We start from the raw sequence: 19,840 nt of genomic DNA on the forward strand, positions 1-19,840 counted from the left end.
ATTTTTATTACGACAATAAAGTCTGTTTTTAATATTATCATGTTAAATGTTTATATTATAAAAAGTCGTTTTTCTGCTTAGGATTTTGTTATTTAAATTAAGCCTGTAATGCCTTGCTTCCATTGCGGATAAATCCTACTTTTTTATTGCCTTCAAATAAATTTAAGGAGTTCGAAATGGACCAGAAGCTGTTAACGGATTTCCGCTCAGAACTACTCGATTCACGTTTTGGCGCAAAGGCCATTTCTACTATCGCGGAGTCAAAACGATTTCCGCTGCACGAAATGCGCGATGATGTCGCATTCCAGATTATCAATGATGAATTATATCTTGATGGCAACGCTCGTCAGAACCTGGCCACTTTCTGCCAGACCTGGGACGACGAAAACGTCCATAAATTGATGGATTTGTCGATCAACAAAAACTGGATCGACAAAGAAGAATATCCGCAATCTGCAGCTATCGACCTGCGTTGCGTAAACATGGTTGCTGACCTGTGGCATGCGCCTGCGCCAAAAAACGGTCAGGCCGTTGGCACCAACACCATTGGCTCTTCCGAGGCCTGTATGCTCGGCGGGATGGCGATGAAATGGCGTTGGCGCAAGCGTATGGAAGCCGCAGGCAAGCCAACGGATAAACCTAATCTGGTGTGCGGCCCGGTACAAATCTGCTGGCATAAATTCGCCCGTTACTGGGATGTGGAGCTGCGTGAAATCCCTATGCGCCCCGGTCAGTTGTTTATGGATCCGAAACGCATGATTGAAGCCTGCGACGAAAACACCATCGGCGTGGTGCCGACTTTCGGCGTGACCTACACCGGTAACTATGAATTCCCGCAACCGCTGCACGATGCGCTGGATAAATTCCAGGCCGACACCGGTATCGACATCGACATGCACATCGACGCCGCCAGCGGTGGCTTCCTGGCACCGTTCGTCGCCCCGGATATCGTCTGGGACTTCCGCCTGCCTCGTGTGAAATCGATCAGTGCTTCAGGCCACAAATTCGGTCTGGCTCCGCTGGGCTGCGGCTGGGTTATCTGGCGTGACGAAGAAGCGCTGCCGCAGGAACTGGTATTCAACGTTGACTACCTCGGTGGTCAGATTGGCACTTTCGCCATCAACTTCTCCCGTCCGGCGGGTCAGGTGATTGCACAATACTATGAGTTTCTGCGCCTCGGTCGTGAAGGCTATACCAAAGTACAGAACGCCTCCTACCAGGTCGCGGCCTATCTGGCAGATGAAATCGCCAAACTGGGGCCGTATGAGTTCATCTGTACCGGTCGCCCGGATGAAGGCATCCCGGCGGTTTGCTTCAAACTGAAAGATGGTGAAGATCCGGGATACACCCTGTATGACCTCTCTGAACGCCTGCGTCTGCGCGGCTGGCAGGTTCCGGCCTTCACCCTCGGCGGTGAAGCCACCGACATCGTGGTGATGCGCATTATGTGTCGTCGTGGCTTCGAAATGGACTTTGCTGAACTGTTACTGGAAGACTACAAAGCCTCCCTGAAATACCTCAGCGATCACCCGAAACTGCAGGGTATAGCCCAGCAGAACAGCTTTAAACACACCTGATAACATAATTTTGTAAAAACCGAATGCCCCGACCTTAAAAAACAGGTGGGGCATTCGGTTACTTATTAATGCAATAATATATTGGCTGTTTATTCATCGTGTTGATAAGATATATGTTATATGAATGTTATTAAGGGTGGCGAGACCGTTTAATATCACAATAAGGGATTATTTGCTTACTAATAATTCCTCTGCGTTTTTAACGCCTTTTTTTGTATTATAAATCCAGTTATCCAGCCCGACTATCATCACACATCATCATCCTGTTTTCCCGCTTCGTTTAAATTTATTTATCAATCAATTTGACTTAAGAGGGCGGCGTGCTACATTAATAAACAGTAATATGTTTATGTAATATTAAGCCGACTATGCAATCACTACATGGTAATTGTCTAATTGCGTACGCAAGACATAAATATATTCTCACCATGGTTAATGGTGAATATCGCTATTTTAATGGCGGTGAACTGGTTTTTGCGGATGCAAGTCAAATTCAAGTGGATAAGTGTGTCGAGAATTTTGTATTAGTTTCAAGGGACACGCTTTCATTATTTCTCCCGATGCTCAAGGAGGAGGCATTAAATCTTCATGCACATAAAAAAGTTCCTTCGTTACTCGTTCATCACTGTACCAGAGATATTCCTGTTTTTCAGGAGGTTGCGCAACTATCGCAGAATAAGAATCTGCGCTATGCAGAAATGCTCCGTAAAAGAGCATTAATCTTTGCGTTGTTATCTGTTTTCCTGGAGGACGAGCAGTTTATACCGCTGCTTCTGAACGTTTTGCAACCGAACATGCGAACACGAGTTTGTACGGTCATCAATAATAATATCGCCCATGAGTGGACATTAGCCCAAATCGCCAGCGAGCTGTTGATGAGTTCAAGCCTGTTAAAGAAAAAATTGCGCGAAGAAGGTACGTCATATTCACAGTTGCTTACTGAGTGTAGAATGCAACGTGCTTTGCAACTTATTGTTATACATGGTTTTTCAATTAAGCGAGTTGCAGTGTCCTGTGGATATCACAGCGTGTCGTATTTCATTTACGTTTTTCGAAATTATTATGGGATGACGCCCACAGAGTATCAGGAGCGATCGGCGCAGGGATTGCCGAACCGTGACTCGGCGGCAAGTATTGTTGCACAAGGGAATTTTTACGGCACTGACCGTTCTGCGGAAGGAATAAGATTATAGAGTTTTACTCAGACATAAAAAAAACCCGGCATAGGGGACCGGGAAGAGGATAGTCTGCCGTCTCCAGACTAATAAACCGTTATAACACTCCCTGTTGGCACGGGAAACTTTGTGCTCTCAGTAAGTTAAATATAACTTTTACTGGAGATAAGATCAGCTATTTTTTTATAAACATAAGCTATGCGCTGTGTGAAAATATATTCTTCTTGCATTTTCTTATTATCAATTAACTGTTATGCCAAACTACTTTTTGGATAACTTTTGGTCCTACCAAATATGGCAGTTTATGCACGAAGAAGCGGTCTAGCATCATTTCATTAGTATACTGAAATTGAAATAATCGCAGTAATGAAATATAAGGGATAGTCATGACTCATGTCTGCTCGGTGATCCTCGTTCGTCGTTCATTGGATATTCATCATGAACAGCAAAAAATATCGTTGCACAACGAAAGTATTCTACTGCTGGATAAAAATTTGGCAGACGATTTTGCGTTTTGTTCACCGGATACACGACGACTGGATATCGATGAGCTGACAGTTTGCCATTACTTACAAAATATTCGTCAGTTACCGCGCAATTTAGGGTTACATAGCAAAGACCGTTTGTTAATTAACCAGTCCCCGCCCATGCCTCTGGTGACGGCGATTTTTGATAGTTTCAATGAATCCGGAGTAAATTCGCCGATACTGAGCAATATGCTTTACCTTTCCTGTTTATCTATGTTTTCTCATAAGAAAGAACTAATCCCCTTACTTTTCAATAGTATCAGCACTGTTTCAGGAAAAGTTGAACGCCTTATTAGCTTTGATATCGCTAAACGTTGGTATCTGCGCGATATCGCGGAAAGAATGTATACCAGCGAGAGTCTAATCAAAAAAAAGTTGCAGGACGAAAATACCTGTTTCAGTAAAATATTACTCGCTTCCAGGATGTCGATGGCCAGACGATTACTCGAGTTACGTCAAATTCCTTTGCATACTATTGCTGAAAAATGTGGGTATAGCAGTACGTCATACTTTATAAACACATTTCGACAATATTATGGTGTAACGCCACATCAGTTTGCGCAACATTCGCCGGGTACCTTTTCCTGACCTATTTCGTATTTGAATATTGGTCAGGATCTCGCACCTGCTTCATGTGAAACTCTTTCCTGATGATCTCTTCCGGGCTACCGGCAAGATCTCTTTCGTAGTTAGCCAGGCGGTATAGGTATTTTCAGGAGGAAAAGACTCGGCATGTTTGGGATTATTAAGCTGACAATTCATACGATTACGGGAATGTGGGTCAGTATTGTGCTGTTCAAATTGATGACGAATGGCTGGAGTGGCTTCTACTTTCAGTGCTGTGTACTAAGCCTGGTATTCCTGACGGTCAGCTGGTTGTTGAGTGGTGAATGGTTAGCAGGAAAGAGTAAGGCTGAACCCTCACGTTCAACCTTACTCTCATTTACACGTTACGCTTTTTTAAAGCGGGCAAAGAGATGTTCCACTACAACGAAAAAGACTGGAACGAAGTAAATGGCCAGCACTGTTGCGGCAAACATCCCGCCCATCACGCCGGTACCTACCGCGTTTTGCGCGCCGGAACCGGCACCATGACTGATTACCAGCGGCAGCACGCCGAGAATAAAGGCCAGAGAGGTCATCAGGATTGGGCGTAAACGCATTCGCGCCGCTTCGATGATCGCCTCTATCGGCGTTTTCCCTTCTTTCTGCATCATCTCAACGGCAAATTCGACGATCAGGATGGCGTTCTTGGCGGAAAGCCCGATGGTAGTCAGCAAACCAACCTGGAAGTAGACGTCATTACTTAAGCCGCGCAGATCGGTGGCCAGTAATGCGCCAACGACGCCTAACGGTACAACCAACATCACCGAGAACGGAATTGACCAGCTCTCATAAAGTGCGGCAAGGGCGAGGAACACCACGACCAGTGAAATGGCATACAGCGCGGGAGCCTGGTTTGAGGATAACGCTTCCTGATAAGACAGTCCGGTCCATGAGTAGCCGACGCCTGCCGGAAGTTTAGCGACCAGGTCTGCCATAAATTTCATGGCGTCACCGGTACTTTTCCCGGCCGCCGCTTCTCCTAAAATCTCCATTGACGGGATACCGTTGTAGCGTTCCAGTCGCGGCGAACCATAGGTCCATTCGGTAGACGAATAGGCAGAAAGCGGTGCCATCGTGCCAGAGGCGTTGCGTACATACCACTGGTTGATGTTATCCGGCAACATACGGAACGGCGTGCCTGCCTGGACATACACTTTTTTCACCCGTCCCTGGTTGAGGAAGTCGTTCACGTAGCTGCTGCCGAAGGCGGTGGAAATTGTCTGGTTGATATCGGACAGCGCCACGCCCATTGCCTCGGCTTTCGCGGCATTGACGTTAACTTTGAACATTGGCGTATCTTCCAGGCCGTTCGGGCGTACCCCGGTAACCTGGTTCGGCGATTGCGCAGCCAGTGATAACAGCTCGTTTCGCGCCTGGGTCAGTTTTTCGTGCCCCAGGTTACCGTTGTCCAGCAGTTCCATATCAAAACCTGACGCGGTACCCAGTTCAGCCACCGCGGGTAAGTTGAACGGGAAGACGACGGCTTTATTGATACTACTTAGCGCAATCATTGCCCGCTGAATGATCGCGGTAACTGAGTTTTCCTCGCCGACACGTTCAGACCACGGCTTGAGGCTGATAAACGCCAGACCGTTGTTTTGCCCCTGGCCACTGAAGCCAAAGCCGCCAACGGTAAACACCGACTGAACATTATCTTTCTCTTTTGTCAGATAATAATCAGTCACCTGTTGCAGCACTTTCGTGGTGTTAACCATGGTTGCACCGGAAGGTAACTGCGCGGTGGTCATAAATACCCCCTGATCCTCTTCTGGTAAGAAAGAGGTCGGCGTACGCAGGAACAGCACTGCCATCCCGGCGCAAATCAGCAGGTAGACCACCATGTAGCGACCGGTACAACGCAACAGCGAGCGGGTGCTATCGGTATAGTGATGAGTCGATTTTTCAAACAGCGTGTTGAAGCGTGCGAACAGGGCGTTAGGTTTGTGACCGCCTTCCGGCGCGGCTTTCAGAATGGTGGCGCACAGGGCAGGGGTCAGGCTCATTGCGACAAATACTGAAAGCAGCATCGAGGAGATCAGCGTGATGGAGAACTGACGATAAATTTCCCCGGTCGCGCCGCTCATAAAGGCCATTGGCATAAACACCGCGGAAAGCACAACGGCAATCCCGACCAGAGCGCGTTGGATTTGCCCCATGGATTTATGCGTTGCTTCCTTCGGCGGCAGTTTATCCTCCGCTATCACGCGCTCGACGTTTTCTACCACCACGATGGCGTCATCCACCAACAACCCTATCGCCAGCACCATCCCGAACATGGTGAGGGTGTTGATGGTGAAACCGACCGCCGACAAGATCGCAAACGTCCCGAGAATAACCACCGGTACGGCAATCGTCGGGATGATTGTGGCACGGAAATTCTGCAAAAACAGATACATGACCAGGAAGACGAGGATGATTGCCTCAACCAGTGTTTTGAAAACTTCCTGAATAGAAATTTCGATAAACGGCGTCGTGTCGTAAGGATAAACCGTCTTCAGACTGGCGGGGAAATAGGCTGATAGGCGGTTTAGCTCCTCTTTGACTGCCCGTGAGGTATCCAGGGCATTTGCTCCGGTAGCCAGTTTGATGGCGATCCCGGCAGCAGGTTTGCCGTTATAGCGCGCCACGGTGGAATAATCTTCCGCCCCAAGTTCGACGCGGGCGACATCGCGCAGCAATACTTGCGAACCATCTTGCTGAACTTTCAACAGGATTTTGCCAAATTCTTCCGGCGTTTGCAGACGCGTCTGCACAATGATCGAGGCGTTCAGTTGCTGGTCTGCCGCCTGTGGCATGCCACCCAGTTGACCACCGGAAATCTGGTTGTTTTGCACCTTAATCTGGGAAATAACATCGGAAGGTACCAGGTTGTATTTATTGAGTTTTTGCGGGTCCAGCCAGATACGCATGGCATACTCGGAACCAAAGAGTTGTACGCTACCAACGCCCGCGGTACGGCTTAGCGGGTCTTTGATATTAGACGCTACATAGTCCGCGATATCGTACTGGTTGAGACTGCCGTTATCAGAAATGAACGCCGCTACCATCAGGATATTACTGCTCGACTTATCGACGCTAATACCCTGCTGCTGCACCGCTTCAGGTAATGAAGGCATAGCGAGTTGCAGTTTATTTTGCACCTGAACCTGCGCGATATCAGGCGATGTCCCCGTCTCAAAGGTCAGAGTGATGGAGGCATTACCCGCCGCATCGCTGGTTGAAGACATGTACATCAGGCCATCAAGCCCATTCATATTTTGCTCAATCACCTGAGTGACCGAGTCTTCTACCGTTTGCGCATCGGCACCCGGATAGGTTGCGCTGACGGTAATGGTTGGTGGCGCAATCTGCGGATATTGCGCAACCGGTAAGTTCATGATCGCCAGACCACCTGCAAGCATCATAATAATGGCAAGTACCCAGGCAAAAACCGGGCGATCAATAAAATAGTTAGCCATGAAAGTCCCCTTAAGCCTGCAACGTTATTGTTTCGATTCGGTGCTGGCGTTTTCCTGGCTGGAGGAAATTGCACGTGCTTTGATACCCGGACGAATGCGTTGCAACCCGGAAACGATCACCCGATCGCCAGCCTGCAAGCCAGAGGTGACAACCCACTGGTCGCCGATGGCTTTGCTGGCTTCAATTTCGCGTAGCTGCACAACATCGTCTTTATCCAGAATGAGCGCCGTTGCTTTACCCTGCGCGTTGTGGGTGACGCCTTCCTGCGGCACCAGTAATACATTCTGGCGGCTACCTTCATCCACTAATGCCGTGACATACATACCTGGCAGCAAGTCACCATTTGGGTTGGGGAAAATCGCCCGTAACGTCACGGAGCCCGTGGTTTCATCCACCGTCGGGTCGGAGAATTTCAGCGTGCCGGTCTGGCTGTAACGTTTACCATTTTCAAGATTGAGCTGTACTGGCGTACTGCCCTGAACCTGTTTGATTTGCCCACTGGCGACCTCTTCTTTCATGCGCAAGAAATCCTGCACCGACTGCGTGAGATCGACATAAATCGGGTCCAGACGTTGTACGGTAACCAGCGAATCTGCCTGATTAGCGGTAACGAGTGCGCCGACGGTCACCGACGATTTCCCGCTGACGCCCGTAATCGGCGAGGTGACATTTGCGTATTGCAGGTTGATAGTCGCCTGTTCAACAGCCGCTTTGGCGACGGTGACATTGGCTTCTGCTTCATTCAGCTGGGTGCGTGCGGTGTCGTAATCCTGACGGCTAACGTAGTTGGTCTTCAGCAATGATGCCTGGCGGTTAAAGGTGATGCGGGCATTGCTGGCGGTTGAGAGTGCTTTCGCCAACGAGCCTTTGGCGGAGTTTAGATCGGCCTGTAAAGGCGCAGGATCAATCTGATACAGCGAATCGCCCTGGTTCACTTTATCGCCTTCGATAAAGTTGCGTTTAATGATAATACCGCCCACCTGGGGGCGTATCTCGGCAACTTCATAAGGAACGGTTCTACCGGGCAATTCGCTCAACACATTGACCGAACCGGGGGAGAGTGTGACGACACCGACCTCAGGCGTCATGGCGGCGGCGTTTTCCGTCGATTTGTCATCGCAGGCGGTGAGCATCGTGCCGCAGAATAACAACGGTATTAACAGTTTTCTTCTTCTGTTCATTTTAGTCCCTGAAAATTCTTGAGATATAACGGTTCTTTAAATTGCGCGCGAGGAGAGGTATGAGGGATTTACAGACCAGCGGCATAGTGGGGTTGTCAGCCAGTAAGATGGGATGCAAGCACAGTGATCGACATGGTGAGGTCAACGACAAAAAAAATGTTGCCGTTCTGCCAACAGTTCCTGCCAGCATTCGGGCAACGAAGGGTTCTACTGGTGGATACACATACCAGGGGAATAAAGTCGTTTTCGCCTCTCCTTTAGTCATCACCGGGGATAATGAAATCAGCATCTGCATCCCTCTTCATGCCTGCCATCATTTTCAGTTAATTATGTCCTGACTAAAAATAAGATGTGATACCCAGGGTGACGATGTCGCTCATACGTCTTAGTTTCAGCTTGTACATAATGTTGAATTTCTGAATCTTTAATGTTTGTTGCGAAATATTGAGCGTTGACGTGATATTGCTTTCGTTTTTGTTTTTCAGAATCAGCTGCATAATTTTGAACTGATTATGTGAAAAACATAATTGTGAATTCTTATGGGGCAAGTGTTTTCCATAAGTAATCTCAAGAAGATTTTTGATACTTTCTTTGCGGCTGACAAAATAAATAGGCGCTTTAGCTTTTAGTTTACTGATGTGATAAGGTGCCAAAACAATAATTCTCTCGGCGTCTAATTTCTCCAGAAATTTAATCGCTTCTTCATCAAGGATATGGTTGTGATAGGTATCAATGATAACCTTGAAGGGTTTATTACCTACTTTTTTGATCTCTGACAGGGAATTGATTTTTATCATTTCGTGATTATCTTTCAACTGCCAAAAGCCCTGTAAAAGAAAAGAATCTTTCGTCATGAGAAAAATCATAACTTGCTCCTTAGCCGTTATCGTTTCGAACATGTCATCCTTTTCATTATTTACATCCCTGTCCGAATCGTTGTTCAATATAGTAAACGCCTATAAGAACCTTGCCCTTCGTGAACTAATACGTCTATTAACACTAATCAATACTTCAGATTTATCCATCACGCACTCCATATATTGATCCTAAGTAAAATTCCTGGTTGTTATCAGATTGTAAACTGCAAACAAAAAATTAACGTTTGCGGATTACTGCCCAAGAATAAGTTATCAATAACCAGTTTGTGATCTCTGAAGAATATTACTAAAGTTAAAATGTAATCCGATTTAAATATCGAGTCTCCTTGTTTCGACTTAAGCTGGCAATTGGATTGCCAGCTTTCTTTTAACGCATTGAAATTACCTGAGTAAATAACTCATTCATGTCTTCAGGTTATTATATAGCGTCTGGAGACACGGATATTTATGCAATGTAATCAACGCCAATTGCAAAAAAATGAACCCGGATTACTTATTTAACCGCCCATAGCATCAACGCCTACGGAACTCTTTGTTCACTTTCCCACAGCACTTTTAAAACATTAAACCTGACTACGGAAAATATCAGCCATGATAATGTTTGAAATGGCTAATTTGCCATGCAATGAAAAAAATCAGATAAAATTCAGTAGGTTGAAATACTCATCAGCAGGTAATTATTTCAATGATAGCGCGCAATTGATCTAAAATGCTGTGTAGCGGAGAGAGTATTAATTGGATCATAGTCACATCAAGTGACTATGATCCAGGTGGCAATAGGGATAATTATTGCTTTTTAACAAACAAACTGGCGAAGCTGAACAGGCTAGCGGCGCTAAATATCAGTTCAATTCCCACTAGTGTGGAAACCAGCGTTACAGAAACCATCGGCGTTGCGCCAAGGAATATCCAGGCAATGACGATATCCAGCACACCAATAACGAGCTGTAGCCAACTGCCTTTCATTGAACGCTGACGATACCAACTCATCAGACGAATAACTCCTGCCACACAGAACAAACCGGCAATAAATGCCGCAATGGCAAAAATGCCCAGCTCCGGTGCGCGGATGAAGAAATAGCCGATCAATAAATAGGCGATTGCGACGAGGAAACCGGATAATACAGGCCAGAAATTATGACTGCGGTTGCTGAATAACCCGACAATAAGCGCAATACCTGAGCAGATTAATAATGCACCCACTACTGTGCTTAAAATATCGCCAGAGACGAACGGGAAACTGATACACAGCAACCCGACGATAAACAGCAGCACGGCAATAAACTGGATTGCTCTACGGTGCTTTTTAAGCATCTCCAGATCAAACTTCAAAATTGTTGCCTTATCTATATATAACATATAACCACCCTATAAAATTAAGAAGAAAATCCCCTGCTATCAATCTATGCCAAAAACGCGTCTAAGAATGCAGTCGATTTAATAAAAATTTCCTAATTACAGTATCTGATACATCTGTAACTCATTGTATTGGAATAAAAATATCTGATTTTGATATTTTCCATCAACATGACATATACAGAAAACCAGGTTATAACCTCAGTGTCGAAATTAATTCGTGACGGCTCTTTCACTTTATAGTTGAGGATATTACGATGAAAAAAGTATTAGGCGTTATTCTTGGTGGTCTGCTTCTTCTGCCAGTGGTGAGCAATGCAGCGGATGCACAAAAAGCAGCTGATAACAAAAAACCGGTCAACACCTGGACCTGTGAAGATTTTCTGGCTGTGGACGAATCCTTCCAGCCAACTGCAGTTGGTTTTGCTGAAGCACTGAACAATAAAGATAAACCAGAAGATGCGGTTTTAGATGTTCAGGGTATTGCAACCGTAACCCCAGCGATCGTTCAGGCTTGTACTCAGGATAAACAAGCCAACTTTAAAGATAAAGTTAAAAGCGAATGGGACAAAGTTAAGAAAGATATGTAATTCCGGGAATACGTTACATCGTACTTCCTTGCATATTGAACAGGTAGGAATACCTTCTTCAAAAGCAGCTATTCCTTCTGTTCATATTTAATCTCTATATTGAATGGGTTACAAAATGAATATTTCAACTCTCCGTAAAGCGTTTATTTTTATGGGCGCTGTAGCGGCTTTGTCACTGGTGAACGCACAATCTGCGCTGGCAGCCAATGAATCCGCTAAAGATATGACTTGCCAGGAATTTATTGATCTGAATCCAAAAGCAATGACACCGGTTGCGTGGTGGATGCTGCATGAAGAAACAGTTTATAAAGGTGGTGATACTGTTACTTTAAATGAAACCGATCTTACTCAAATTCCTAAAGTGATCGAATACTGCAAAAAAAATCCGCAGAAAAATTTGTATACTTTCAAAAATCAAGCATCTAATGACTTGCCGAATTAATGGGGCACAAGTAAAAAGGAGTAGCAAGTTGAGCCATCTTGCTGCTCCTTTTTGCATTTTTATATGACAGCAGAATTTATTATACGTCTTATACTCGCAGCAATTGCCTGTGGCGCTATTGGCATGGAAAGGCAAATGCGCGGCAAAGGAGCAGGGTTACGCACACATGTATTAATTGGCATGGGAAGCGCCCTGTTTATGATTGTTTCGAAATATGGTTTTGCTGACGTGCTGTCTTTAGATCACGTCGGACTGGACCCCAGCCGTATTGCTGCTCAGGTGGTGACGGGCGTCGGGTTTATCGGTGCAGGTAACATTCTCGTTCGTAACCAAAATATTGTAGGTCTGACGACGGCAGCGGATATCTGGGTGACCGCCGCCATTGGTATGGTTATTGGTAGCGGTATGTACGAACTGGGCATTTATGGTTCAGTGATGACCTTACTGGTGCTGGAAGTCTTCCATCAATTAACCTTCCGCCTGATGAATAAAAATTACCATTTACAGCTGACATTAGTGAACGGTAATACGGTATCAATGCTCGACTGGTTTAAGCAGCAAAAAATAAAAACGGATTTAGTTTCGTTGCAGGAAAATGAAGATCATGAAGTGGTCGCCATTGATATCCAGCTTCATGCCACGACGTCGATAGAAGATCTGTTGCGATTATTAAAAGGTATGGCAGGGGTGAAAGGCGTTTCAATTAGCTAATCTGTGTGGTAGCGAAATCACACTCGCCACCCTACTGGAAATTCACACCAGATAATCAATATGCTGATGGCGTACCAACTCATTGATCCGCTTAAGATTGAGGATCATCATGATATTGTGTTTATGGCAGTAGAACGTTTTTAGCGATATTTTCAGTTTCTCCAGAATATCTTCCGTTGTCATTTGATTCGCAATGCAGCTCAGAACCTGATGCTGCTTGCGCGAAAGGGACACATCCGCTTCAGGCACAGAGCAGTAACTGCCATTGATGAGTGCGACAAAGTCGATGATGGTGATAGTTCGCGGAACAAAGGTCACCGGTACTTTCCCCAGGCAGCGTTTAATATTAAAGGGAGAGAAAATAATCACATGGACAGGTTTTAATCGTTCAATCTGAGTGAGCAAATTAGAATGAAATACATTATTCATTAATGTATCAATAATGACGAAGGCATGCTGATGCAACATTACGTCGATCTCTTCTTCGTTCTGTATATGAACGACATTACCTTTGCTCAGAATGTTTTTCATCGCAGTGAAGAACATCGTATCCCTGGTAATTATAAGAAACATAACCGACTCCTGGTGCGGACATTAACTTTATAATCAGTTTGCCAAAGGTAATTAACAGGACAGGGCTTATAATAATAGTTAGCTGGCTGTGTATTAATTTGATGCAATGCATGATGCAGATGCTGAGAAAGCATCTGCATCTCTCGGTGGTGTTATTTGACCAGCTCAGGTGTTACTTGACTCACCGCATTGGTGTAGTAAGGCGCGCCCCAGCCCGGTTCCGGCCAGAATGCACCATAGCCGTAATCCCACAGGTTATAGGTGGTATTAACCACTTCTCTCAAATGCCACACCTGGATGCCCTGCATATTCACTTCCAGGAAGTTATACGGGACTTTATTGATAAAGCCAGGTTGTTCACCCTGAATGGTACCGAGGATGGTAACAAAGTGATTACGATAGTTCACTGGATCAAGGAAGCCGCTTTGTCTGGCGAGCAGTCGGCCCTGATAGTTGGCTTCAATATCAGGCTTCGCATAGCTATCCAACGGTAATACAGCGATTTCTAACAACGTATCCGTTTTGCCATTGATAACGTTGATAACCTTCCCGCCAAAGCGCGCTTGTTGACCAACATATAACCCCGGCTGGTTATGAACAGCAACAAAACTTTTTTGAATATCAGGTTGGTTATTGCCTTTGATATTTTGCGGAATTGAACTACATGCGGCAAGCAAAAATGAAAGGCTGAGGATGAGTGCACCTTTTGTCATGTTCATGTTACTATCCTTATCAACAAATATTAAAACCATAATAGATATTTCTTTATAGTTTTCATCTGATTCTGAGGCGATATGCCTGATAGTAACGTAAACCTGTCTGATGTTTATATCCATTCTGTTTAGTTTAATTCTGTTAATTTTGGGGCGTGACATGAGTATCCATCGCCCCATAAAATAGCCTTTTTTTAAAGGTACATAAAATCTATTTTTATTCAATGCTTATAAAGCGCTAATGTTCAATATTATGGGATTATATTCTGGTAATGATTTGATAAGCGAATTCTTTTGCCAGTTGATATTTCTATTTCCACCCCATAATTTATAGTTTTTTCATCAGGTAGCGATCTCTTTAAATAAGGTGCGTATGACATTTTTTTAGGATGAAACGTATCGTGTTGAAATATTTCGAATTGATATTCAGACATTTGTGCCCATGTTTGAATTTTATTGTATCGGGAGAGTGTCGTAAAGGCTTTAACTTGCTTATAACATTGTTTTTGGAATTCTTGCTGATATTTTAATATGTCGTTGTATGAAAGATTGGTTATCCTGGCCTCTAAAAACTTAATTATCGTCGAAGCAACTTCAGCTTTTGCTCGTAAAAAGTTGTCATTAATGGTTAATAATGTTGAAAATAAACCTTCAATTTGTTTGTCAAGATATTGTTCATCTTTATATAATTTATGGGTAGGGTGTTCCTTATGTGAAAAAATAGTGTCACATAAATTTGCGTCAGTGAAATTTATATTAAGTAGATCTTCGAAATAAAACCTTGACAAGGTTAGAACGAACCCGGACAGGTTCTGTCCTGTCATATTGAAATCAATAAAGTTGGTTCCGGCAAAGACTTTCATTCTGTTTTTATTTTCACTGTGCTCAATATATAACTTCGTCATTTTTTGATACAGGCTTTGAATATCTTTTATATTAGTTGGTAAGTCAGCTCGTTGTTCAGCAATAAAATTAGTATCTGAAAACATGGTTTGGACACTGAATGTTATGGGTATTCCCTCTTCTACGCTAATTTTAGTTATGATTGCCTTGTTGGGTTTAGGATTAGCGACAACAATGATTCGACATTCAGCACTTTTGTTCTTTTCGTATCTAATGTTATTAATCTGATTAAGTATTGATTGTGTCTGTTGCGTAAGTGGTGTCGAACTTATCGTTTCAATGTTATTAATAAGTTTTACAAGTTGAGCCACAACTTTTGAGTAGTCTGCATTTGTATATGTGGTGTTCGTGTGGCACGCATTAATTTGTTGGAGTTGTTGTTGCGCTAAATCAAATTGTTCAGCGTTATATCCTTCTTCAGACAATGAAAAATTAATGGGTTGCTGTTCTTCCTGATTATCACAAGGCCACATCGGTGTGTTTGGTGTTTTAATATTGTCGGTATCTGTTGTGCGGTTATAAATATCGCCGTGATATGTATTTATCATACCTGGGGTAAAGTCAATTGACATAACATTCCTTATTGTTCATCTATTTCGCTAAATTTTTGCAAATCGGAGAATTAGAACAGGAATGGATTTTCTTCTACGCGGAAATAAACACAATGCGTCATATCTTCCTGATATAATTACCTTTAACTTCCCTTTCATTTCCACCCGGTAATATTTGTGTATAAAAAAAGGGCAGTGATAGTATCGTAAAGGAAAACATTAACAACTATCAAAAAGCGCTCATTTTAAAAAGTTATGATGTTCTCCGATAGTGTGTGAAGTGATATTTTTGTGATGTTTTAGATGTGTAATAATGAACCAGGTTAAAGTGTATTTAAAAATGTGTTGTATTGGCGACTGAAATCTGCCCTTTAAAAGGGGGGATAGCACTGAGACAAAGAGGCATTGCTTCTCCGATAAAATGTCAGAGAAGCATGATTGCGTGGTGATTGTCGATTGATGACTTACTGACGGATCCGTCATCATTCTCAAAGCATTAGTTAAGTTATTTGTGATTTTTAAGGATTATCCTATCTATGATTTTCTACTCAGAAGGATAAGGCACTCACAATGCTCCTTATAGTTTACTGCTGGCATCTATTTAAAATAGCATTTGAGTCAAATAGCCCATCAAGATAGCCATACCTAAGATAACCGTCAGGAATGCAACTATCATCGGTATTCTGAACATTGATTTAAGTAATATCACTTCCGTCAGACTTGCGCCGGCACTGCCGATGATTAATGCCATTAATGCTCCCAGACCCATTCCTTTTGTCATCAGAACAGATGCCAGAGGGATAACCGCCTCTGCCCGGATATACAGCGGGATTCCGACAACGGCGCTCAATGGGATGGCGAAGGGATTATCTGCCCCTGCATGAGCGGCAATCCACGCTGAGGGAATAAAGCCATAAATAAAAGAGCCTATTAATACCCCTAACAAAAGATATGGCAGTACATCTTTAAACTGTTGCAACGCATCTTTGGTGGCTAGTTTTATGGGATTAATACTTACCACAGCTTTGGTACTGCAACAGTTTACTACCGGTTTCTCAATGGCTTTAGCCGCTGGACTACAGCAACTCACTTTTATTGGCGTATATGTCGTCCCCGGCGAAGTTTTGGCTGGAGAGCAACAATTTGCTGATGAGCTTTTACTGGCAATGATATGACGTTCAAATCTCAGAGAATCCAGGATAATACTGGCAAGTACGGAGACGCCGGCGGCGATAATCGCGTACAACAAGGTAACTTTCCAACCAAAGGTCACCCACATTAACCCGACGATAATGGGATTAAGTAACGGTGAAACAAATAAAAAAGTGAGAGTCGGACCAAACCCGGCTTTCGCTGACAACAATCCACGTAGCATGGGTATTGTCGAGCAACTACAGAACGGGGTAACGGCTCCCAACAGAGCAGCCAGGAGATAGCCTCTCCCTTTTCTGGCCCCCATCATCTGCTGGATTTTATGGTCTGGCACCTTTTGTCTTATCAGGCTGACACCGGCACTAATCACTATAAACAGCAAAGAAAGCTCGACGGCGAGAAACACAAACATCTCTGCGGCATCTTGCAGCATCGCAAGCCAACTACTCATAAGTAACCTCATTGAATAAAACTATATTTCCAGAATAATCGAAATGAAGTTCAGATCAAGATATTTCTGGTATTATCGAAATATCAACCAGACAGAGGGGGTGACACATGCAATTGGAAGAGGTCGCTAAGGCACTGAAAGAGTTAGGTCATCCGACCCGTTTGTTCATATTTAAGCATCTGGTCAAAGCGGGGGAACAAGGTTTGCCGGTCGGTGAGTTGCAAAAGCAGCTTGGGATACCCGGCTCTACACTCAGTCACCATATTTCAGCACTGGTATCGGTAGGGTTGGTCAAACAAAACCGTGAGAGTCGGACGCTGATGTGTGTTTCGCAATACGCAATGCTGGAAGCGATAATTGAATTTTTACGTGAGGAGTGCTGCGTAAACAGCAAAACAGATGGCGAAGGAGCCACGAAGAACAAATAAGGGGGCATATCCCCCTATAGTTATTTCAGGCGTTTACCCGCTTCATCAACCACTTTCTCGCCATCTTCCTTGGTGAACGCGCCTTGTTGCGCATCTGGCAGAATTTCCAGCACCACTTCTGAAGGGCGGCACAGACGAGTTCCCAGCGGCGTCACCACAATCGGGCGATTAATCAGAATCGGGTGCTGAAGCATAAAGTCGATTAACCGATCGTCAGTAAATTTATCTTCTGCAAGGCCCAGTTCCTCATACGGCTCGACGTTTTTACGCAACAGCGCGCGTACGGAAATCCCCATATCGGCAATGAGTTTGACCAGCTCATCGCGCGTTGGCGGTGTTTCCAGATAATAGATAATGGTCGGTTCTGTGCCGCTGTTGCGGATCATCTCCAGCGTATTTCGCGACGTGCCGCAGGCCGGGTTGTGATAAATGGTAATGTTGCTCATATCAATATCTCATTACAAAGTGAAAGAGAGACGTAGCGCCAGCGCAGCCAGCGTCACAAACAGCACCGGCAGGGTCATGATAATCCCTGTACGGAAGTAATATCCCCAGCTGATAGTCATATTCTTCTGCGAAAGTACGTGCAGCCAGAGCAGCGTCGCCAGACTACCAATCGGGGTGATTTTCGGTCCCAAATCGCAGCCAATCACGTTGGCATAAACCATCGCTTCTTGGATGACACCAGACGCCGTGCTGCCATCAATGGACAACGCGCCAACCAGTACCGTCGGCATATTGTTCATAATAGAAGAGAGGAACGCAGTGAGGAATCCGGTGCCGAGCGTCGCCGCCCACAGGCCGTGATCCGCCAGCACGTTGAGTACTCCAGAAAGATATTCCGTTAGTCCGGCATTGCGCAGGCCGTAAACCACCAGATACATGCCGAGCGAGAAGATGACAATCTGCCAGGGGGCACCGCGCAGCACTTTACCCGTATTAATCGCATGACCGCGTTTAGCGACGGCAAATAATATCAGCGCGTCTACTGCCGCAATGGCGCTTACCGGAATGCCGAGCGGTTCCAGGACGAAAAATCCCACCAGCAGAAGCAGTAAAACAACCCAGCCAGTTTTGAACGTCGCAGGATCTTTAATCGCATCTGCGGGAGATTTTAGCAGCGCCATGTCGTAGTTCTGCGGAATATCTTTGCGGAAATAGAGATGCAACATCACCAGGGTAGCCAGTATTGCAGCGATATCCACCGGCACCATCACCGAGGCATATTCGCGAAAGCCGAGACTAAAGAAATCTGCCGAAACGATATTCACCAGATTGGAGACAATAAGCGGCAGGCTGGCGGTATCGGCAATGAATCCGGCCGCCATAACAAACGCCAGCGTAGTGCCTTTGCTGAACCCTAAAGCCAGCAGCATGGCGATGACAATCGGCGTCAAAATAAGCGCCGCGCCATCATTGGCAAACAGGGCCGCAACGGTAGCACCGAGCAGGACAATCCAGGTAAACAGCAAGCGACCGCGCCCATTGCCCCAGCGTGAGACGTGCAGCGCCGCCCATTCAAAAAAGCCGGACTCATCCAGCAGCAAGCTGATGATAATGACGGCTATAAACGCCGCCGTCGCGTTCCAGACGATATTCCACACCACCGGAATATCGCCCGGATGGACCACGCCAGTAACTAACGCCAGTACGGCGCCCAGTGTCGCACTCCAGCCGATGCCTAAACCTTTCGGCTGCCAGATAACCAATACGATGGTCAGGACAAAGATAGCGCCCGCCAGTAACATCATGCCTCCTGGATAAAACACATTCGAATATTCATATGTGTTTAGATAAATTTTTTAACTACAAATATTCTTACTGTCTGCGGAACAATTTTGTCTGGCGAGGTTACGGACAATCATCTGAACCTTTTCCTGTTCGCTTCGCCAGGCCTGCTCAATAATTTTCGCCGCCCATGCTGGAATATGCGGCGATAAACGGTAATGAACCCACTTTCCTTGCTTGCGGTCCAGCAATAGCCCACTTTCACGCAGTAATGCCAGATGGCGGGAGATCTTGGGCTGCGACTGATCGAGGGCAGTGCACAGATCGCAGACGCATAACTCTCCCAGTTCGCTGAGCAGTAAAACGATGCCCAGACGGGTTTTATCGGCAAGAATTTTGAAGAGTTGGATGGGTAACAGAAATGACATATTGCGCTCCTGATTGTTGCACTTAGTGTCTCTCTTCGAAGCGGATAAGTCAAAAACATATATGACTTAACGAATATGTAAGTGTAGAGAAAGGTATAGGTGTGAATTAAGCGTTGGGTGTTCATTTGAAAGGAAGTCTGAATCAGGATGTAAAAAAACCGACTTTGCGTCGGTTTTTTTACTCTTCAGCCAGAGTTGGTGGCTCTGGCTGGAGTGAGAATGCCCACATCTAACGGTTCAATACTATTAGCCAGTGGCTAACATTGCAAGCGTTAGCGATTTCTTCAGCTGGCGAAGGGACAGTTTGCTATACATGGTGGTGAAAGAGGATTGATATACTTTCATCGGGTCGCTGCCGTACCAAGCCTTGTCCGAATCCGGACGTAAAAAAACCGACTTCGCGTCGGTTTT

Annotated in this window: 18 protein-coding genes and 1 pseudogene; 8 read left to right on the plus strand and 11 right to left on the minus strand. The window is 45.1% G+C overall.

Going from position 1 to position 19,840, the window contains the following annotated elements; all coding sequences use genetic code 11:
- Nucleotides 1–176 precede the first annotated feature (176 nt).
- From gadA to gadW, 3 genes are all read left to right on the plus strand, one after another.
- Nucleotides 177–1,577, plus strand: coding sequence for a glutamate decarboxylase (gene gadA, locus AABJ99_RS01115; protein ID WP_000372240.1), 1,401 nt, complete (start codon nucleotides 177–179; stop codon nucleotides 1,575–1,577).
- A gap of 368 nt (nucleotides 1,578–1,945) precedes the next feature.
- Nucleotides 1,946–2,770 (plus strand): acid resistance transcriptional activator GadX, encoded by an 825-nt coding sequence (gadX, locus tag AABJ99_RS01120; protein WP_032185384.1) that lies wholly within the window; start codon nucleotides 1,946–1,948, stop codon nucleotides 2,768–2,770.
- A gap of 368 nt (nucleotides 2,771–3,138) precedes the next feature.
- Nucleotides 3,139–3,867 carry an acid resistance transcriptional activator GadW gene (gadW, locus tag AABJ99_RS01125; protein ID WP_000150009.1) on the plus strand — a complete coding sequence of 243 codons (729 nt, stop codon included), beginning with the start codon at nucleotides 3,139–3,141 and terminating at the stop codon, nucleotides 3,865–3,867.
- Between the two features lie 362 nt (nucleotides 3,868–4,229).
- Here the strand turns inward: gadW and mdtF are convergent, their stop codons facing one another.
- Nucleotides 4,230–7,343, minus strand: coding sequence for a multidrug efflux pump RND permease MdtF (gene mdtF / locus AABJ99_RS01130; protein WP_282625408.1), 3,114 nt, complete (start codon nucleotides 7,341–7,343; stop codon nucleotides 4,230–4,232).
- Between the two features lie 24 nt (nucleotides 7,344–7,367).
- Nucleotides 7,368–8,477 (minus strand): multidrug transporter subunit MdtE, encoded by a 1,110-nt coding sequence (gene mdtE / locus AABJ99_RS01135; RefSeq protein WP_332218422.1) that lies wholly within the window; start codon nucleotides 8,475–8,477, stop codon nucleotides 7,368–7,370.
- A gap of 107 nt (nucleotides 8,478–8,584) precedes the next feature.
- Here mdtE and AABJ99_RS01140 point away from each other — a divergent pair, with 107 nt between their 5' ends.
- Nucleotides 8,585–8,863, plus strand: coding sequence for a hypothetical protein (locus tag AABJ99_RS01140; RefSeq protein ID WP_001205315.1), 279 nt, complete (start codon nucleotides 8,585–8,587; stop codon nucleotides 8,861–8,863).
- Here AABJ99_RS01140 and gadE read toward each other — a convergent pair whose 3' ends face one another.
- Both gadE and hdeD read right to left on the minus strand, forming a co-directional pair.
- Nucleotides 8,864–9,391, minus strand: a complete 528-nt coding sequence (gadE, locus tag AABJ99_RS01145) for an acid resistance transcriptional activator GadE (protein ID WP_000576690.1) — start codon at nucleotides 9,389–9,391, stop codon at nucleotides 8,864–8,866.
- A 798-nt stretch (nucleotides 9,392–10,189) separates the two neighbouring features.
- On the minus strand, nucleotides 10,190–10,762 hold the full coding sequence (hdeD, locus tag AABJ99_RS01150; protein WP_000965667.1) for an acid-resistance protein HdeD: 573 nt from the start codon (nucleotides 10,760–10,762) through the stop codon (nucleotides 10,190–10,192).
- 254 nt (nucleotides 10,763–11,016) lie between these two features.
- On the opposite strand from hdeD, the gene hdeA reads away from it, so the two are divergent.
- From hdeA to yhiD, 3 genes are all read left to right on the plus strand, one after another.
- A complete protein-coding gene (hdeA, locus tag AABJ99_RS01155) occupies nucleotides 11,017–11,349 on the plus strand; it encodes an acid-activated periplasmic chaperone HdeA (protein WP_000756553.1) in 333 nt (110 codons plus the stop codon).
- A gap of 115 nt (nucleotides 11,350–11,464) precedes the next feature.
- Nucleotides 11,465–11,791, plus strand: a complete 327-nt coding sequence (gene hdeB / locus AABJ99_RS01160; RefSeq protein WP_077782377.1) for an acid-activated periplasmic chaperone HdeB — start codon at nucleotides 11,465–11,467, stop codon at nucleotides 11,789–11,791.
- Nucleotides 11,792–11,854: 63 nt separating this feature from the next.
- Entirely contained in the window at nucleotides 11,855–12,502 is a 648-nt protein-coding gene (yhiD, locus tag AABJ99_RS01165; protein ID WP_001296814.1) for an MgtC/SapB family protein, read from the plus strand.
- 42 nt (nucleotides 12,503–12,544) lie between these two features.
- Here the strand turns inward: yhiD and dctR are convergent, their stop codons facing one another.
- From dctR to AABJ99_RS01185, 4 genes and pseudogenes are all read right to left on the minus strand, one after another.
- The gene (gene dctR, locus AABJ99_RS01170) at nucleotides 12,545–13,075 is read right to left on the minus strand and encodes a helix-turn-helix transcriptional regulator (RefSeq protein ID WP_000478615.1); all 531 of its coding nucleotides are present in this window, start codon (nucleotides 13,073–13,075) and stop codon (nucleotides 12,545–12,547) included.
- A 152-nt stretch (nucleotides 13,076–13,227) separates the two neighbouring features.
- Nucleotides 13,228–13,794, minus strand: a complete 567-nt coding sequence (gene slp, locus AABJ99_RS01175; protein ID WP_001057453.1) for an outer membrane lipoprotein Slp — start codon at nucleotides 13,792–13,794, stop codon at nucleotides 13,228–13,230.
- Between the two features lie 352 nt (nucleotides 13,795–14,146).
- Nucleotides 14,147–15,263: pseudogene (locus AABJ99_RS01180) on the minus strand (hypothetical protein).
- A 580-nt stretch (nucleotides 15,264–15,843) separates the two neighbouring features.
- A complete protein-coding gene (locus AABJ99_RS01185; RefSeq protein WP_039020665.1) occupies nucleotides 15,844–16,845 on the minus strand; it encodes a permease in 1,002 nt (333 codons plus the stop codon).
- A gap of 107 nt (nucleotides 16,846–16,952) precedes the next feature.
- On the opposite strand from AABJ99_RS01185, the gene AABJ99_RS01190 reads away from it, so the two are divergent.
- Complete coding sequence (locus tag AABJ99_RS01190) at nucleotides 16,953–17,273, plus strand: ArsR/SmtB family transcription factor (protein ID WP_001175590.1); 321 nt, start codon at nucleotides 16,953–16,955, stop codon at nucleotides 17,271–17,273.
- 20 nt (nucleotides 17,274–17,293) lie between these two features.
- Here the strand turns inward: AABJ99_RS01190 and arsC are convergent, their stop codons facing one another.
- Genes arsC through arsR form a run of 3 tightly spaced genes read right to left on the minus strand, consistent with a single transcriptional unit; the run spans nucleotide 17,294 to nucleotide 19,429 of the window.
- Entirely contained in the window at nucleotides 17,294–17,719 is a 426-nt protein-coding gene (arsC, locus tag AABJ99_RS01195) for a glutaredoxin-dependent arsenate reductase (RefSeq protein ID WP_000065787.1), read from the minus strand.
- Nucleotides 17,720–17,731: 12 nt separating this feature from the next.
- On the minus strand, nucleotides 17,732–19,021 hold the full coding sequence (gene arsB / locus AABJ99_RS01200) for an arsenite/antimonite:H(+) antiporter ArsB (RefSeq protein WP_039020660.1): 1,290 nt from the start codon (nucleotides 19,019–19,021) through the stop codon (nucleotides 17,732–17,734).
- Nucleotides 19,022–19,075: 54 nt separating this feature from the next.
- A complete protein-coding gene (arsR, locus tag AABJ99_RS01205; protein WP_338387478.1) occupies nucleotides 19,076–19,429 on the minus strand; it encodes an As(III)-sensing metalloregulatory transcriptional repressor ArsR in 354 nt (117 codons plus the stop codon).
- Between the last annotated feature and the right edge of the window lie 411 nt (nucleotides 19,430–19,840).

The organism is Escherichia coli, from assembly GCF_036503815.1.
GTDB lineage: Bacteria > Pseudomonadota > Gammaproteobacteria > Enterobacterales > Enterobacteriaceae > Escherichia > Escherichia coli_F.

What these genes read in the sequence shown, in the direction of transcription:
- gadA (WP_000372240.1), top strand. Translation starts at nt 177, where the DNA reads ATGGACCAGAAGCTGTTAACGGATTTCCGCTCAGAACTACTCGATTCA.
- gadX (WP_032185384.1), top strand. Translation starts at nt 1,946, where the DNA reads ATGCAATCACTACATGGTAATTGTCTAATTGCGTACGCAAGACATAAA.
- gadW (WP_000150009.1), top strand. Translation starts at nt 3,139, where the DNA reads ATGACTCATGTCTGCTCGGTGATCCTCGTTCGTCGTTCATTGGATATT.
- mdtF (WP_282625408.1), bottom strand. Translation starts at nt 7,343, where the DNA reads ATGGCTAACTATTTTATTGATCGCCCGGTTTTTGCCTGGGTACTTGCC.
- mdtE (WP_332218422.1), bottom strand. Translation starts at nt 8,477, where the DNA reads ATGCTCACCGCCTGCGATGACAAATCGACGGAAAACGCCGCCGCCATG.
- AABJ99_RS01140 (WP_001205315.1), top strand. Translation starts at nt 8,585, where the DNA reads ATGAGGGATTTACAGACCAGCGGCATAGTGGGGTTGTCAGCCAGTAAG.
- gadE (WP_000576690.1), bottom strand. Translation starts at nt 9,391, where the DNA reads ATGATTTTTCTCATGACGAAAGATTCTTTTCTTTTACAGGGCTTTTGG.
- hdeD (WP_000965667.1), bottom strand. Translation starts at nt 10,762, where the DNA reads ATGTTATATATAGATAAGGCAACAATTTTGAAGTTTGATCTGGAGATG.
- hdeA (WP_000756553.1), top strand. Translation starts at nt 11,017, where the DNA reads ATGAAAAAAGTATTAGGCGTTATTCTTGGTGGTCTGCTTCTTCTGCCA.
- hdeB (WP_077782377.1), top strand. Translation starts at nt 11,465, where the DNA reads ATGAATATTTCAACTCTCCGTAAAGCGTTTATTTTTATGGGCGCTGTA.
- yhiD (WP_001296814.1), top strand. Translation starts at nt 11,855, where the DNA reads ATGACAGCAGAATTTATTATACGTCTTATACTCGCAGCAATTGCCTGT.
- dctR (WP_000478615.1), bottom strand. Translation starts at nt 13,075, where the DNA reads ATGTTTCTTATAATTACCAGGGATACGATGTTCTTCACTGCGATGAAA.
- slp (WP_001057453.1), bottom strand. Translation starts at nt 13,794, where the DNA reads ATGAACATGACAAAAGGTGCACTCATCCTCAGCCTTTCATTTTTGCTT.
- AABJ99_RS01185 (WP_039020665.1), bottom strand. Translation starts at nt 16,845, where the DNA reads ATGAGTAGTTGGCTTGCGATGCTGCAAGATGCCGCAGAGATGTTTGTG.
- AABJ99_RS01190 (WP_001175590.1), top strand. Translation starts at nt 16,953, where the DNA reads ATGCAATTGGAAGAGGTCGCTAAGGCACTGAAAGAGTTAGGTCATCCG.
- arsC (WP_000065787.1), bottom strand. Translation starts at nt 17,719, where the DNA reads ATGAGCAACATTACCATTTATCACAACCCGGCCTGCGGCACGTCGCGA.
- arsB (WP_039020660.1), bottom strand. Translation starts at nt 19,021, where the DNA reads ATGTTACTGGCGGGCGCTATCTTTGTCCTGACCATCGTATTGGTTATC.
- arsR (WP_338387478.1), bottom strand. Translation starts at nt 19,429, where the DNA reads ATGTCATTTCTGTTACCCATCCAACTCTTCAAAATTCTTGCCGATAAA.